The sequence below is a fragment of the Mycolicibacterium hodleri genome (assembly GCF_025822245.1).
GTDB classification, from domain to species: Bacteria; Actinomycetota; Actinomycetes; order Mycobacteriales; family Mycobacteriaceae; genus Mycobacterium; species Mycobacterium hodleri.
The window spans coordinates 105,024-120,800 of the sequence record NZ_JACKTL010000036.1 but is presented as its reverse complement, the minus strand read 5'-3'; the positions used below and the strand labels follow the sequence as shown (position 1 = coordinate 120,800).

The 15,777-nt window shown below is 68.3% G+C and carries 13 protein-coding genes and 2 riboswitches; of the genes, 2 read left to right on the top strand and 11 right to left on the bottom strand.

From position 1 onward, the window contains the following. The first annotated feature begins 4 nt into the window (after positions 1-4). Both H7J06_RS16085 and H7J06_RS16080 read left to right on the top strand, forming a co-directional pair. Entirely contained in the window at positions 5-2,203 is a 2,199-nt protein-coding gene (locus H7J06_RS16085; RefSeq protein WP_264039959.1) for a malate synthase G, read from the top strand. Between the two features lie 54 nt (positions 2,204-2,257). Then, positions 2,258-4,306, top strand: a complete 2,049-nt coding sequence (locus H7J06_RS16080) for a substrate-binding domain-containing protein (protein WP_264039958.1) — start codon at positions 2,258-2,260, stop codon at positions 4,304-4,306. An 82-nt stretch (positions 4,307-4,388) separates the two neighbouring features. Here H7J06_RS16080 and gcvP read toward each other — a convergent pair whose 3' ends face one another. From gcvP to secA2, 11 genes are all read right to left on the bottom strand, one after another. Further along, complete coding sequence (gene gcvP / locus H7J06_RS16075) at positions 4,389-7,271, bottom strand: aminomethyl-transferring glycine dehydrogenase (protein WP_264039957.1); 2,883 nt, start codon at positions 7,269-7,271, stop codon at positions 4,389-4,391. 34 nt (positions 7,272-7,305) lie between these two features. Continuing rightward, positions 7,306-7,411, bottom strand: a riboswitch (glycine riboswitch). Further along, positions 7,412-7,509, bottom strand: a riboswitch (glycine riboswitch). A 42-nt stretch (positions 7,510-7,551) separates the two neighbouring features. Next, a complete protein-coding gene (locus H7J06_RS16070; protein ID WP_264039956.1) occupies positions 7,552-8,175 on the bottom strand; it encodes a MerR family transcriptional regulator in 624 nt (207 codons plus the stop codon). Between the two features lie 229 nt (positions 8,176-8,404). Next, the gene (locus tag H7J06_RS16065; protein ID WP_264039955.1) at positions 8,405-8,899 is read right to left on the bottom strand and encodes a bifunctional nuclease family protein; all 495 of its coding nucleotides are present in this window, start codon (positions 8,897-8,899) and stop codon (positions 8,405-8,407) included. 59 nt (positions 8,900-8,958) lie between these two features. After that, positions 8,959-9,696 carry a transcriptional regulator FtsR gene (ftsR, locus tag H7J06_RS16060; RefSeq protein ID WP_264039954.1) on the bottom strand — a complete coding sequence of 246 codons (738 nt, stop codon included), beginning with the start codon at positions 9,694-9,696 and terminating at the stop codon, positions 8,959-8,961. Further along, positions 9,696-10,178 (bottom strand): glycogen accumulation regulator GarA, encoded by a 483-nt coding sequence (gene garA / locus H7J06_RS16055; RefSeq protein WP_264039953.1) that lies wholly within the window; start codon positions 10,176-10,178, stop codon positions 9,696-9,698. The genes ftsR and garA overlap by 1 nt, the downstream gene beginning before the upstream one ends. Positions 10,179-10,316: 138 nt before the next feature. Then, on the bottom strand, positions 10,317-10,712 hold the full coding sequence (gcvH, locus tag H7J06_RS16050) for a glycine cleavage system protein GcvH (RefSeq protein WP_264039952.1): 396 nt from the start codon (positions 10,710-10,712) through the stop codon (positions 10,317-10,319). A gap of 16 nt (positions 10,713-10,728) precedes the next feature. Then, positions 10,729-11,517 carry a DUF881 domain-containing protein gene (locus H7J06_RS16045; RefSeq protein WP_264039951.1) on the bottom strand — a complete coding sequence of 263 codons (789 nt, stop codon included), beginning with the start codon at positions 11,515-11,517 and terminating at the stop codon, positions 10,729-10,731. Between the two features lie 2 nt (positions 11,518-11,519). After that, a complete protein-coding gene (locus H7J06_RS16040; protein ID WP_149482834.1) occupies positions 11,520-11,852 on the bottom strand; it encodes a small basic family protein in 333 nt (110 codons plus the stop codon). Then, complete coding sequence (locus tag H7J06_RS16035; RefSeq protein WP_264039950.1) at positions 11,849-12,772, bottom strand: DUF881 domain-containing protein; 924 nt, start codon at positions 12,770-12,772, stop codon at positions 11,849-11,851. The genes H7J06_RS16040 and H7J06_RS16035 overlap by 4 nt, the downstream gene beginning before the upstream one ends. Further along, complete coding sequence (locus tag H7J06_RS16030) at positions 12,765-13,373, bottom strand: CDP-alcohol phosphatidyltransferase family protein (RefSeq protein ID WP_264039949.1); 609 nt, start codon at positions 13,371-13,373, stop codon at positions 12,765-12,767. Before H7J06_RS16030 ends, H7J06_RS16035 begins: the two co-directional genes overlap by 8 nt. A gap of 9 nt (positions 13,374-13,382) precedes the next feature. Then, positions 13,383-15,719 carry an accessory Sec system translocase SecA2 gene (secA2, locus tag H7J06_RS16025; protein WP_264040124.1) on the bottom strand — a complete coding sequence of 779 codons (2,337 nt, stop codon included), beginning with the start codon at positions 15,717-15,719 and terminating at the stop codon, positions 13,383-13,385. Between the last annotated feature and the right edge of the window lie 58 nt (positions 15,720-15,777).

The following is a 15,777-nucleotide window of genomic DNA, read 5'->3' as shown; positions in this document are numbered from 1 at the left end:
AATCATGACTGACCGCGTGACCGTCGGAAATCTGCGAGTGGCACGGGTGCTGCACGACTTCATCACCAACGAAGCGCTGCCCGGTACCGGTGTCGACCCCGACAGCTTCTGGGCGGGCGTGGACAAGGTCGTCGCCGATCTCGCGCCCCAGAACCAGGATCTGCTGGCCCGCCGGGACGAACTGCAGGCCCAGATCGACAAGTGGCACCGCCAGCGCGTGATCGGACCGTTCGACGCCGCGGAATACCAGACGTTCCTCACCGACATCGGCTACCTGCTTCCGGAGCCGGACGACTTCACGATCACCACCTCGGGCGTCGACGAGGAAATCACCAGCACCGCGGGCCCGCAGCTGGTGGTGCCCATCCTCAACGCCCGGTTCGCACTGAACGCCTCCAACGCGCGGTGGGGTTCGCTGTACGACGCGCTGTACGGCACCGACGTCATCCCCGAGACCGACGGCGCCGAGAAGGGCACCGACGGCTACAACCAGGTGCGCGGCGACAAGGTCATCGCCTACGCCCGCAACTTCCTCGACGAGTCCGTGCCCCTGGCGTCGGGGTCGTGGGCAGATGCCACCGGGTTCACGATCGACGACGGCCAGCTGCTCGTCACCGTCGGTGACGACCTTGCGGTCGGCCTCGCCGACCCCGACGAGTTCGCCGGCTACACCGGCGAACTCGGCTCGCCCCAGTGGTCGATCCTCCTGGTCCACCACGGCCTGCACGTCGAGATCCTGGTCGACCCCGAATCCCCCGTCGGGTCGACCGACAAGGCGGGCGTCAAGGACGTCGTACTGGAGTCGGCCGTCACCACGATCATGGACTTCGAGGACTCGGTCGCCGCCGTCGACGCCGACGACAAGGTGCTCGGCTACCGCAACTGGTTGGGGCTCAACCGCGGCGACCTGACCGAAGAGGTCAGCAAGGGCGGCAAGTCGTTCACCCGGGTGCTGAACGCCGACCGCACCTTCACCGCCCCGGACGGCGAGTCCGAACTGACCCTGCCCGGCCGCAGCCTGTTGTTCGTGCGCAACGTCGGCCACCTGATGACCAACGACGCCATCGTCTTCGAGGACGGCTCCGAGGTGCCCGAGGGCATCCAGGACGCGCTGTTCACCGGGCTGATCGCCATGCACGGCCTCAAGGCCGACGACCAGAACGGGCCCCTGCTGAACAGCCGCAGCGGGTCCATCTACATCGTCAAGCCCAAGATGCACGGCCCCGACGAGGTGGCGTTCACCTGCGAGCTGTTCAGCCGGGTCGAGGACGTGCTCGGCCTGCCGCAGGCCACCATGAAGGTCGGCATCATGGACGAGGAGCGGCGCACCACGGTGAACCTGAAGGCCTGCATCAAGGCCGCCGCCGACCGGGTGGTGTTCATCAACACCGGCTTCCTGGACCGCACCGGCGACGAGATCCACACCTCCATGGAGGCCGGTCCGATGGTCCGCAAGGGCACGATGAAGAGCCAGCCGTGGATCAAGGCCTACGAAGACGCCAACGTCGACGTCGGTCTGGCCGCGGGCCTGTCCGGCAAGGCCCAGATCGGCAAGGGCATGTGGGCCATGACCGAGCTGATGGCCGACATGGTCGAGCAGAAGATCGGTCAGCCCAAGGCGGGCGCCACCACGGCATGGGTGCCGTCGCCGACCGGTGCCACGCTGCACGCGATGCACTACCACCAGGTGGACGTGTTCGAGGTGCAGAAGGAACTCGCCGGCAAGAAGCGGACCACCCTCGACCAGCTGCTGACCATCCCGCTGGCCAAGGAGCTCGCGTGGGCGCCGGAGGAGATCCGCGAGGAGGTCGACAACAACTGCCAGTCGATCCTCGGCTACGTGGTGCGCTGGGTCGACGCGGGCGTCGGCTGCTCCAAGGTCCCCGACATCCACGACGTCGCGCTGATGGAGGACCGCGCCACCCTGCGGATCTCCAGCCAGTTGCTGGCCAACTGGCTGCGGCATGGCGTGATCACCGAGGAGGACGTCAAGGCCAGCCTGCGGCGGATGGCCGGCGTGGTCGACGAGCAGAACGCCAAGGACTCCGACTATCTGCCCATGGCGCCCGATCCCGAGGCCAGCATCGCCTTCGAAGCGGCCCAGGAGCTGATTCTGTCCGGCGCCGCGCAACCCAACGGCTATACCGAGCCGATCCTGCATCGCCGTCGCCGGGAGTTCAAGGCTCGTCACGCCAACCGGTGACTAGGATTCGGCGGGTTCAGGTGACCACGAGAGTCAACGAGTACAGGGGTTGGAATGGGCAGGCATAGCATTCCCGACCCGGAGGATTCCTCGGAGGCGGGACCGGGCGCGGGCGACGATCGGCCGGGCGCACCGTATGAGGACCGGTACCCGTCGTATCACCCCGACGACGACGTCGTCGAGGAGTACGAAACCGGTTACGACGACCCCGGTTTCGAGGACGAGGAGTACGACCAACCGGGGCACGGCGAACCGGCGGACCCACGCGAGGACGAGGGCGACTACTCCTACCTCGAGGAGCAGGAAGCCGCCACCACGGCGTTCGCCACGACGCCCGGATCTCCCAATCGTCGCGATTGGGAGAGCAGTGAGTGGACCGGCAGCCACCGTGCCATCACCCCCAAACGGCGTGGTATCAGCGTCGGGGTGATCGTCGCGCTGGTAACCGTGGTCGTGGTGGTCGGCGCCGTCATCGCCTGGCGATTCTTCGGGGACTCACTCTCGGAACGCTCCCAGGCAGGCGCCGCTCGATGCGTGGCCGGCGAGGTGGCTGTCGCCGTGGTGGTCGACCCCTCCATCGCCGACCAGATCACCCCGCTGGCCGAGAAGTACAACCAGTCCGCGGCCCCGGTCGGTGACAAGTGCGTCAAGGTCGGGGTCAAGGCCGCCGAGTCCGACCAGGTGGTCAACGGTTTCGCCGGTCCCTGGCCCGCCGACCTGGGTGACCAGCCCGCCCTCTGGATCCCCGGCAGTTCGATCTCCGAGGCTCGCCTGGAAGCCGCGTCCGGCGAGAAGACCGTCAGCGACAGTCGCTCCCTGGTCACCTCACCGGTGATGATCGCCATGCGGCCGCAGTTGAAGAGCGCTCTCGGACAACGTAATTGGGACGCACTGCCCGGCCTGCAGAGCAATCCCACCGCACTGGACGGGATGAACCTGCCCGGCTGGGGATCGCTGAAGTTGGCGTTGCCGATGACCGGCGACAGCGACGCCACCTATCTGGCCGCCGAGGCCGTCGCGTCGGCGTCGGCACCGCAGGGCCAACCCACGACGTCCGGGGCGAACGCCATCGCGACACTGCGGGCCGCGCAGCCCAAGCTGGCCGACGACAAGTCGTCGACGGCGATGGACGCGATGCTGAACGCGACCGACCCGGCCACCGCCGACGTGCACGCGGTGGTCGCCACCGAGCAGCAAATCTTCCAGCGGGGCTCGCAGGCCGACGCCAAGGACAAGCTCGCCGGCTGGCTGCCGTCCGGACCGACCGCCGTGGCCGACTATCCCACCGTGTTGCTGGCCGGCACCTGGCTGAGCCAGGAACAGGTCAGCGCGGCAAGCGAGTTCGCGCGATTCCTGCGCAAGCCCGAAGCCCTCGCCGACCTCGCGGCGGCAGGCTTCCGCGCCGAGGGGACCAACCCGCCGCAAAGCGACGTGACGGACTTCGCCGCGCTGCCCGCCCCGCTCTCGATCGGTGACACTGGGCTGCGGGCCACCCTGGCCAACCTGGTCAGTGCGCCGGCGCAGGACCCGGCAGTCACGGTGCTGCTGGACCAGTCCATGAGCGCCGACGAGGGCGGTAAGTCCAGACTGGCCAACGTCACTGCCGCGCTCACCGCTCGGCTACAGGCCTTGCCGTCGACCTCGGCGGTAGGGCTGTGGACCTTCGACGGCGTGGCAGGGCGTTCGGAGGTGCCGATGGGGCCGCTCGACGAACAGGTCGGCGGCACGCCGCGCTCGCAGGTGCTGACCACCAACCTCAACGGTCAGGTGCCCAGCAACGGTGGTGCGGTGTCCTTCACCACCCTGCGCCTGCTGTACCCGGAGGCGGTCGCCAACTTCCGTGAGGGTCAACCCAATTCGGTGCTCGTCATCACGGCGGGTCCGCACACCGACCAGTCGCTCGACGGCCCGGGTCTGCAGGACTTCATCAAGCAGAACTTCAACCAGGCGCGGCCCGTCGCGGTCAACGTCGTCGACTTCGGCGGCGATCCCGACCGGAGCACGTGGGAGGCAGTGGCACAGGCCACCGGCGGGGACTACCAAAACCTGAACAGTTCGGCGGGCCCCGAGCTCACCACGGCGCTGACCGCGGCGCTGGGCTAGTCCCGACCCCCGCGAGCAGACGGAAAGGGCCCTCATTCCTAGGAAATGAGGGCCCTTTCCGTCTGCTCGCGGGGAGGGTGCCTCAGGCGAACGCCTCCACCGGTGGGCACGAGCAGACCAGGTTGCGATCGCCGTAGGCGCTGTCGATGCGACGCACCGGCGGCCACACCTTGGGCCGGAAGCCCTTGCCCATCGGGTAGGCGGCCTGCTCCCTGGTGTACGGGTGCTCCCAATTCTCGACCAGGAGGCATTCGGCCGTGTGCGGGGCACCGCGCAGCGGGTTGTCGTCCTTGGGCCATGCCCCCGAGCCGACCTGGTCGATCTCGGCGCGGATCGAGATCATGGCCTCGCAGAAGGCATCCACCTCGGTGAGGCTTTCACTCTCGGTGGGCTCGACCATCAGCGTGCCCGCCACGGGGAAGCTCATGGTCGGTGCGTGGAAGCCGTAGTCCGCCAAGCGCTTTGCCACGTCGTCGACCGTCACGCCGGTGGCCTTGGTGATGCCGCGCAGGTCGAGGATGCACTCGTGAGCGACCATCCCGTTCTCACCGGTGTAGAGCACCGGGTAGTACTCGTCCAACCGACGGGCGACGTAGTTGGCCGACGCGATGGCCGTGAGCGTCGCCGCGCGCAGGCCGGGTGCGCCCATCATGCGGATGTAGGCCCACGTGATCGGCAGGATCGACGCCGATCCGTACGGCGCCGCCGACACGGTGTAGGTGTCGGTGAGCTCGTCGGCCAGCGGGTGACCCGGCAGGAACGGGGCCAGGTGGCTGCGCACCGCGACCGGACCGACACCAGGGCCGCCACCACCGTGCGGGATGCAGAACGTCTTGTGCAGGTTGAGGTGGCTGACGTCGCCGCCGAACCGACCGGGCCGGGCGAGGCCGACGAGCGCGTTCAGGTTCGCGCCGTCGACGTAGACCTGCCCGCCGACGTCGTGCACGGCCGCACAGATCTCCTCGACGTCGTGTTCGAAGACCCCGTGCGTCGACGGATAGGTGATCATCAGCGCCGCCACGTTGTCACCGTGTTCGGCGATCTTGGCCCGCAGGTCGTCGAGGTCGACGTCGCCGTTCTCGCGGCAGGCGACGACCACCACGCGCATCCCGGCCAGCGCTGCCGACGCCGCATTGGTGCCGTGCGCGCTCGACGGGATCAGGCAGATGTTGCGTTGCGCGTCACCGCGACTGAGGTGGTAGGCCTGGATCGCGAGCAGGCCGGCGTACTCGCCCTGCGATCCCGCGTTGGGCTGCAACGACACGGAGTCGTAGCCCGTGAGCTGAGTCAGCCAGCCCTCCAAGTCGGCGATGAGCTTGCGCAGACCCGGTGTGTCCGAGGCGGGGGCGAAGGGATGCTGCTTGCCGAACTCCGGCCACGTGATGGGTTCCATCTCGGCGGCGGCGTTGAGCTTCATCGTGCACGACCCCAGCGGAATCATGCTGCGGTCCAGCGCGATGTCCTTGTCCGACAGCGACCGGAGGTACCGCATCATGTCGGTCTCGGTGCGGTAGCGGGTGAACGCCGGGTGCGTGAGGAACGCCGACCTGCGGGTGGCGATCTCGGGACCCGCCCAGTGGTGTCCGCCCCGGGTCGCACCGAAGGCGGCCAGGACGTCCTCGACGTGGTTGGCGGTGGTGGCCTCGTCGCAGGAGACCGAGACGTGGTCGGCGTCGACCAGCCAGACGTTGATCCCGCGCGCCTTGGCTGCCGTGCGGATCTCCTCGGCCCGGCCGGGAACGCGGGCCAGCACGGTGTCGAAGAAGGCGTCGTGCACCACCTCGACGTCGGCCTCGACCAGTGCGGTCGCCACCGCCAGCGCGTTGCCGTGCACCTTGTGGGCGATGGCCTTGAGTCCGTCGGCACCGTGGTAGCTGGCGTACATCGCGGCCACCACCGCCAGCAGCACCTGCGCCGTGCAGATGTTGCTGGTGGCCTTGTCGCGACGGATGTGTTGTTCGCGGGTCTGCAGCGCGAGGCGGTACGCCGGCGAGCCGTCCGCGTCGACCGAGACGCCGACGAGGCGACCCGGCAGCTGACGAGCGTGCTTGGTGTGCACGGCGAGGTAGCCGGCGTGCGGGCCGCCGAATCCCATTGGGACGCCGAACCGTTGAGTGGTGCCGAAGCCGACGTCCGCGCCGATCTCGCCCGGCGGGGTGATGAGCGTGCACGCCAGCAGATCGGCGCCGACGGCGACCAGTGCGCCGCGCTCGTGGGCCTGCTCGACGAGTGCGCTCCAGTCGGTGACGCGTCCGCTGGCACCGGGCAGCTGGACCACGACGCCGAAGAGTTCGCCGTCGGCCAGGTCGTCCGGCAGGCCGTTGCGCAGATCGGCGGTGACGATCCGGATGCCCAGCGGGGCGGCCCGGGTGGCCAGCACGGCTGCGCTTTGCGCGTAGACGTCGGAGTCGACGAGCAGGGTGTTCCCCGAACCCTTCACGGCCCGGTGCATGAGCGTCATGGCCTCTGCGGCCGCGGTGGCCTCGTCGAGCATGGAGGCGTTCGCCACCTCGAGGCCCGTCAGCTCCTCGACCATCGTCTGAAAGTTGAGCAAGGCTTCGAGCCTGCCCTGGCTGATCTCCGGCTGATACGGCGTGTACGCCGTGTACCAGGCGGGGTTCTCGAGAATGTTGCGCTTCAACACCGCGGGGGTCAGCGTGTCGAAGTAGCCCTGTCCGATCATCGACACCGCGACCGTGTTGGTGTCGGCCATCGCACGGAGTTCGGCCAGCGACTGCTCTTCGGTGGCGGGCGGTGGCAGCTGGTCGAGGCCCGGGGCCAACCCGTCGGCGGTCAGGGCGTCGAGAATGCCACTGGGAAGCGCCTTTTGGGCCAGCTCGCCGAGGGTGTCGACGCCGATCACCCCGAGCATGGTGGCGACGGCATCGGCATCCGGCCCGATGTGCCTGTCCGCGAACCTGGGCTGGTGGTGTTCGTTGCTGGGGTGGGAAGTAGCACCGGGCACGGAAGGACCTCTCAGAGCGTGGAACCGCTTGCGGTCCTCCCCCTCTGTCGTCGGCCCGTAACGGGTGCCTGAGAGATTCGGCCGGTCGGGCCTTTCCCCATGGGCGGGTGAGTCGAGCTCACCACTTTCCAGAGGCATCGTGGCTCCGCGCGGTCCTGGTGCCTGAGAGGTTGACGGAGAGGTGTTGCTCCTTCGGCGTCCGTGGCTGGCGGCCACGGAACTCTCCCGCGCGGGGGCGATGCGTCGTCGAGTCTACCCGCACCGCCTCGAGAGGGCTCTGTCAGCCAATCTTGCGGTCGCGGTGCTTGCGCCGCGACGCGAGCTCGTCCTCCGGGCTGGGGATGGACTCCCCGCCGTCGGCGCGCTCGCCGGGGAAGTCGGCGATGGCGCCGGTGAGTTCGCGCATGGCGCCCGACACTGCGATGCCGAAGACGCCCTGGCCGCCCTGGAGCAGGTCGACGACCTCCTCGGCCGACGTGCACTCGTAGACGGTGGTGCCGTCGGAGAACAGCGTGATGTTGGCGAGGTCCTTGACACCGCGCTGGCGCAGGTGGTCGACGGCGACGCGGATGTTGTGCAGCGAGATACCGGTGTCCAGAAGCCTTTTGACGATCTTCAGAACCAGGATGTCCTTGAACGAGTACAACCGTTGGCTACCCGAGCCCGCCGCGCCGCGAATGGACGGGACCACCAGCGACGTCCTGGCCCAGTAGTCCAGCTGGCGGTAGGTGATGCCCGCGATCTGGCAGGCGCTGGGACCGCGGTAGCCCACGAGTTCGTCCGGTACCGAGTTGTCGGGGAACAAGCCCGCCTGGACGGGTTCGCTAGGGGCTGCCGTGACTGCCGGCTCCGGTGTGCCGCTGGAAGTGAGATCCAACTGCTCCTGACGTGGCGTGTCGCCCACTGCCCATCCTCTCGCCGATCGAACTGGATCCATGCGTGGCAGCCATCAACGACGACTCAACACGTTTGCTCCGAGCTCTCGAGTATGTCGAGCATACGCTTCCTGCTCGACACTCACTGCCCCTCGTAGCGATTCAAAGTATGGCTGCCCGCGACATGTATCGACGAAACCGACTCCGCGTGTCGAGAGCGTGAGACGCATCCGTGACTATCGCGGACGCGTGGCCGAATTACGTGGCCTTGAAGTCGTCGGGCGAGACGCTGTCGAGGAACTCCTTGAACTTCTCGACCTCGTCCTCGCGAACCGCACCGGTGGGCTCTTCGTCGGACTCGTCGGGGATCAACAGGCCCGCCTCGGCCAGCACGGCCTCCTCGACGTAGATCGGCACCCCGGCCCGCATGGCGATGGCCACCGAATCCGAGGGCCGCGCCGAGACCTTGATGTCACGGTCGAAGATGAGGTCGGCGTAGAACGTGCCTTCCTGCAGGTCGACGATCCGCACTTCCTTGAGCGAATGCCCAAGGGCGGTAATCAGATCGCGGATCAGGTCGTGGGTGAGCGGGCGGGCCGGCTCGACCCCCTGCTGTTCCAGCGCTATTGCCTGCGCCTCGGTCTGTCCGATCCAGATCGGAAGATAACGGTCGCCGTTGGACTCTCGCAGCAGCAGAACCGGCTGGTTCTGAGGCTGTTCCACGCGAATGCCGATTACTCGAACCTCGCCCATCTATGTCTGCCCTCCGCGCCTGAAAGCCGGTCGTCAAACCGTTGAGCCGAGTCTAATCCTCAGCGATCGAGAACGTCGCGCACGGCGGACTTGATCAGTGACGTGTGCAGCGTGATGGCCAGCGCGGCGACCTCGCGCGCCAGGTCGTCGGCCCGATCTCGGGCACCCGCCTTGACCACTGGCCCGGCGATCTGCGCGATCAAATCCGACTGCCTATCCGCCGCCGAACGGAACGCCCGCAGGTGCCGGGGTTCCACGCCGTAGTCGGCCAGCGCCTTCGCGCATTGCGCGGTGACCACCATGTGCTCGTCGAAGAATCCGCCGGGACCCGACGTCACGACACCGGCCTTGATGAGCGCGCCCAGCAATTCCTCGTCGACGCCCGACCGCGACAACAGATCCTCGCGGCTCAACCGAACCTGGGCCGGTGCCACCGCGGCGGTGTCGTATGTGCTCTGGCCCGCACCGTCCTCGGCGGAGACCTGCACCAATCGCGGTACGCCGTAACTGGTTCCGGTCTCCGGCAGCGCCCCGTCAGGCTGTGAGTCGAGCTGTGCCTTGATGACCTTGAGCGGCAGGTAATGGTCGCGTTGCGCCGTCAGGATGAACCGCAGACGCGCACAGTCGTAGGCAGTGAACCGCCGGTATCCCGACCCCGAGCGCTGCGGCGTGACCAGTCCTTCGGCCTCCAAGAACCGAATCTTGGAGATGGTCACGTCCGGAAAGTCGGGTCGCAGCGATTCCAGGACCGCTCCGATCGACATCCCGGCAAGCGCTGGGGTGTCGGGGGCGGTCATCAGCTACCGGAACCGCCGTCGCCGTCTCCCTTGGGCCCGGTGAGGAAGACCAGTCGGAACTTGCCGATCTGGACCTCGTCGCCGTTGGCCAGCACCGCGGAGTCCACGGGCTCGCGGTTGACGTAGGTGCCGTTGAGGCTGCCGACGTCGACGACCTGGAACTCGCCGGACTCGAGCCGGAACTCCGCGTGCCGGCGGCTGACCGTCACGTCGTCGAGGAAGATGTCGCTGTCGGGGTGCCGACCGGCCGACGTCCTGGCCTGGTCGAGCAGGAAGCGCGACCCGGCGTTGGGTCCACGCTTGACGACGAGGAGCGCCGAGCCCGCGGGCAGCCCCTCGACTCCCGACACGGCGCTCTCACCGCTGGTCGCTGGCGGGGCGTCCAATTCGTTGAGGAAGTCCGATCGGAAGACCGACGTCGTTTCGACCGTCACTTCCTCCTCGGACTGATCCGCTCCCGAACTGGTGGTGTTGTCCGTCACCCGGTGCTCCTTACTGGCTGCTGTGGCGATGGTTGGCAGACGCGCCGGCGTGACGCCAGCCGTCATGCATCTGGAGACGACCGTACCGCGGACCGACGATCACCGTGACAACCACCACCGGATCACCGCCGCAATTTCTCATTCGTCGAGGGTCGCGCCGTAGGCGTCCGCGTCGAGCAGACCGTCGAGTGCCTCGGTCAGGGCAGCGGCGTCGACCTGCAGGTCGATGAGCCATCCGGCGCCGTACGGGTCGGAGTTCACCAGCTCCGGGGCGTCGGCCACTTCACCGTTGACGGCAACGACTTTGGCGGTGATCGGTGCGAACAGATCCGAGTTCGACTTGGTCGACTCGACGGTGCCGAACTCGCCGCCGGCCGTCACCTCGGCGTCGACGTCGGGAAGCTCCACGAAGACGACGTCGCCGAGCGCCGCCTGGGCGTAGTCGGTGATGCCGACGCGAACCGTGTCGTCGCCGGTCCGACGCACCCATTCGTGGTCCTCGGTGTAGTAAAGGTCGGACGGAATCTCGCTCACTGGGCTCCTCGTGTGCTCACTTGTCTGGCTGAGCGTATTGGCGGGGTTTCGGTTGCCGCAAGGCGGTCACGTTCACCACGTCCGCCTGCTGCACCGACATTGTGCCGCCGACCCGTTCGACGCCGTCGACGGCCCCGCCCGGGATGTTCATCGCCGCCGACAGCGTCGCGGGATCGCCAATGGCGAGAATGGAATAGGGCGGCGACAAGGTGGTGCCGTCGACGACCAGGGCACCGGGTGACCCCACCACCCAGGAGTCGACGCCCAACCGCACCGGCGGCTGGCCCGCCGAACTCACCTGCATGGCCTCCGCGCCGGCCGCCCTCAGCTCGTTGACGACGTCGAGCATGGTCTCCGGCGACACCCCCGGCGCGACGTCGTCGATGGTGATCGTCACACCGGGACCCGTCGCGGCGACGGTCCCGATCAGGATCGACAGCGCGGCCAGCCGGGCCCGCGCGTTCTCGATGGCGGCCTGGTCGTCGGTGCCGGAGGAGCGCAGCGACTCGAGCGTCCGCTGCAGGTCGGCCACCTCGGTGTTGAGTGCAGCTTCGCGCTGCTGCAGCGAGTCGAGCAGGACCAGCAGGTCGGCCGGGCGGGCAGTCTCCAACGAGTCGCCGGACTCGGTCTGCCGCGCCTGGGTGACGATCGCCACCCCCAGCAGCAGGCACAGCACGACGGCGAGCGCACCGAACGCCATCTGGCGGCGCGGGCGGGGGCGCGGCGCGTCGTCGGGCAGTTCGTGTCTGCCGTGCTCGGGGACGTGGCCCGGGTCGGTCGCGGGCGACGGGTGGGAATCAGACATGCTCACGCCCCGAACAGTCTGCGCCGCAGGGCGGCGGCGTTGCCGAAGATTCTGATGCCGAGCACGACGATGATGGCGGTCGAGAGTTGCGTGCCCACCCCGAGTTGGTCGCCGACGAAGACGATCAACGTGGCGACGAGCACGTTGAAGACGAACGACACCACGAAGACCTTGGCGTCGAAGATGCGCTCGAGGTACGCCCGCAGCCCGCCGAACACCGCGTCGAGCGCGGCGACGACCGCGATCGGCAGGTACGGCTGGATCGCCTCGGGCACGCTGGGATGGAACACCAGACCGAGGACGATGCCGACGACGAGCGCCGCAATTCCGATCATTTGGGCCCAATCTCCTTGGCGAAGTTGATTTCTCGCACCGAACCGGCAGGCAGCGAGAGGTCGTCGGCTTCACTGACGGTGACGGTGACCCCGTAGATCGCCTCGAGGTTGCGCAGCCGCTGAAGACCCGCGCTCTGGTCGAACGCGTCACCCATGGTGTGCGGAGGGCCGACGGCGCGCACGACGTACGGGTTGCCGATGGGCTGGTTGTCGACCAGGAGACCGCCGCCGGCCTGCCGGATCGTCACGTTGGGACCGATGCGGACGGTCCCGATGGCGATGGCCTCGGCACCGCTGACCCACAGCGAGTCGACCACCAGTTGAAGGTCGCGGTCGAGGATCACCTGTGGGCTGCCGGCGACGCGTTGCTTGGACACGTCGCTCAGGTCGCGGGCGCCACTGGCCTCGGTGACGGTGACGTTCAACCCCGGTCCGTGCACCGCGGTGGCCCCGGCGGCGAACTCGGCCACGTCGAGGTCGGCCAGCAGCCGACGGCCCTGCTCGTCGCCCGCGAGTCGCTCCCGGCGTTCCGATTCGACCTGCCCGGCGAGCGCGTCGCGGCGGTCGGTGCCCCGATCGGTGGCCTGCTGGGCGTTACGCACCCCGGTCGCCAGCACCTGCCGGGTCTCCTGGGTCGCGGGAGCGACGGACGTCGCCTGCGCCGCGGCCGCGGCGAACACCGCGGTCACCAGCAGCCCCGCCAGGATCTTCCAGCCCCAGGTTGCGACGGGCCGGGACGTGGTGGCAGCCGATGCCGAGGCGCGTCGCTCGGCCGCGGCGGCATACCCGGGGTCGAGGTGTTCGGACAAGAGCGACCGCAGCAGTGACGGCACCGGAATCGTCGTCGGTGCGCCCGCCTCGTGAGCATTGCGTCCGGCGTCCGGGCTGTAGCCGCCGAGCGCGCGCTCGCCGTCAGACACGTCTCCCGGCGACCCGGCGGGGCACCTGCCGGACCACCATCGCGGTCTGCAGCAGGTACAGCACCCCCGACCACAGGTACATCGCCATCCCCCACCCCAGGAAGGCCCAGCCGATGGCCAGGATCACCCTGCTCCACAACGCATCCCACTGTCCCAGCAGCACCAGCGGGAACCCCGACATCAACGCAAACGTGGCGGCCTTGCCGACGTAGGTGACGGTCAGCGCGGTCAGCCCACGGCTGCGCAGAATCGGCAGTGTCAACGCCAGGACGACGTCGCGTCCGATCAACGTCCCCACCAACCACCAGGGCACGATGCCGTCGACGGCCATCGCCACCGGGATCACGATCATGTAGATGCGGTCGACGGCCGGATCGAGCAGCGCACCGAGCCGCGAGGACTGGTTGTCGAACAGTCGGGCGATCTTGCCGTCGGCCCAGTCGGAGAAGCCGCTGAACATGAGCACCGCGACGGCCCACGCCACAGCGCCGACCAGTAGGAGGTAGATGAAGACGGGGACCAGGATCAGCCGCAGCACGCTGAGCGCGTTGGGAATGGTCAGAACGCGATCTGCGCCCTGCACCGCTTCGGGCTCAGCCATGCCATGAACCTAGCGGAACACCCCCGGCAGGCTCAGTGCAGACATGGAGTCCTCCGACAACGGGTTGTCGTGAATCATGTACGTCCACGTCGAGGTCGGCCGTGCGAGTTTCGACAGATCGAGGCCCTGCTCGTCCTCGACGACGTTGGCGGTCTCGAAGGTCTGCTGCGCCGCCTCGATCGCGTCGGCAGCCAGGGACGCGAACGCGTCGACGGCGAGGCGGTGGAATTCGTCGAGCGGATTCTGCCTGCCGAGGGCGCGCAGGTGGATGCTCTCGCGGATGTCGGACAGGTAGGCCTGGTGGTCGGCCCAGCCGCGGTCGAGGTGGTAGAGCATGATCTTGCGGCTGATCGTCTCCAGCCGCTCCTCGTCCAGCGTCTCCAGGAGTTCCGCGTAGCGCTCCGGCGAGCGTTCGGCCAGTTCCTCGCGGGCGGTTGCCGTGCGCAGCAACGTGTTCCGTCGTTCCACCAGAATGGCGCGCTGCTGGGCGACCAGCTGGTTGTACCGCCAGGTGTTGGCGTGCACGTCGAGCAACCGGCCCTCGGCGATGCGCTGAGCGTGTTCGAGGAGCTGGGCGGCCTTCGAGTCGATGACGCGGCCGTCTCCGTTCTCCAGGTCGGTCGCCGTCGGAAGCTTCTCCGGGTCGAGGTGGGAGACGACCACGTCGTCCTCCCAGCTGGAGAAGAACACCGACGAGCCGGGATCGCCCTGGCGGCCGGCCCGGCCACGCAACTGGTTGTCCAGTCGTTCGGTGTGGTGACGACCCGTGCCGATGACGTGCAGTCCGCCGAGCTTGGCGACGTCGTCGTGGCCCTCCTCGTCGGAGCCCCCGAGACGGATGTCGGTACCGCGACCGGCGATCTGCGTGGACACGGTCACCGAGTTCAGCTGACCGGCCTCGGCGATGACGCGCGCCTCCTCCTCGTCGTTCTTGGCGTTCAGCACGACGGCGGGAACACCGGCCTTGACCAGCCGTTCGTGCAGCTCCTCGGATTCGGCGACGTCGCGGGTGCCGACGAGCACGGGCTGGCCGGTCGCGTGAACGGTCTTGATGTGGTCGATGACGGCGTCGATCTTCGCGGCGGCCGTGATGTAGACGCGGTCGACGTCGTCCTCGCGGACGTTCGGCGTGTTCGGCGGAATCGGCGAGACGCCGAGCTTGTAGAACTGGCGCAGCTGTTCGCCGGCGGCCAGCGCGGTACCGGTCATCCCGCACACCCTCGGGTAGCGGTTGATCAGTGCCTGCACGGTGATGGTGTCGAGCACCTCGCCGGTTTCCGTCGTCTCGATGCCCTCCTTGGCCTCGACGGCAGCCTGCAGTCCGTCGGGCCAGCGCTGCAGCTGCGCGATGCGGCCACGGGAGGCGTTGATGAGCTGCACCCGGCCGTCGCGGACGATGTAGTGCACGTCGCGCTGCAGCAGCACGTGCGCGTGCAGGGCCACGTTGATCTCGGTGAGCGTGGTGCTGACGTTCTCCTCGGAGTAGATGTCGACGCCACCGAGCGCCTTTTCGAGCTTGCGCGCGCCGACGTCGGTGAGGTGCACGTTGCGGCGGTCGGCGTCGGCTTCGTAGTCCTTGCCGGAGACCAGTTCCCCGACCATCCGGATGATCTCCAGGCGCGGGGTTTCGCGGTGCGTGGTGCCCGCCAGCACCAGCGGCACCAGGGCCTCGTCGACGAGCACCGAGTCGGCCTCGTCGATGAGCGCGACGTCCGGATCGGGCGAGACCAGGTCGGCGACGTCGGTGACCAACTGGTCGCGCAGCACGTCGAAGCCGATCTCGTTGACCGATGCGTAGGTGACGTTGCAGGCGTAGGCGGCGCGCCGCTCGTCGGCGGTCGACTCGGCGGTGATCCACCCGACGGTCAGGCCCATCGCCTCCAGCAGCGGTCCCATCCATTCGGCGTCACGGCGGGCGAGGTAGTCGTTGACGGAGATGACGTGCACGCTGCGACCCGCGATCGCGTAGCCGGCGGCGGCAATCGCACCGGCCAGGGTCTTGCCCTCGCCGGTTGCCATCTCGACGACGTCGCCGGCCAGCATGCGCAGCGCGCCGAGCAGCTGAACGTCGAACGGCCGCAACGTCGTCGCGCGCTCGGAGGCCTCCCGGGCGATGGCCAGGAACTGCGGGATGTCCGACGACTCGGCGAGGCCGGTGAGGTCGAGAAGCTTGGCGGCCTGCACCAGCTTCTCGTCGTCGAGGTCCGCGGCCTTGTCGTCGAACTCCGCCGATGCGCGCACCAGGTCCATCGACTGGGCTTGGTTCTTGTCCGTACTGGCGCCGAGCAGCTTCCAGAATCGACTGCTCAGCCGACCAGAGGATCGGTCTTTCGTCTTGGGCGCGATCTTTGGCACGCGTTCACGGTACGCGGGCCGCGACACGCCGCGCCGCAAAGGCCGAAGG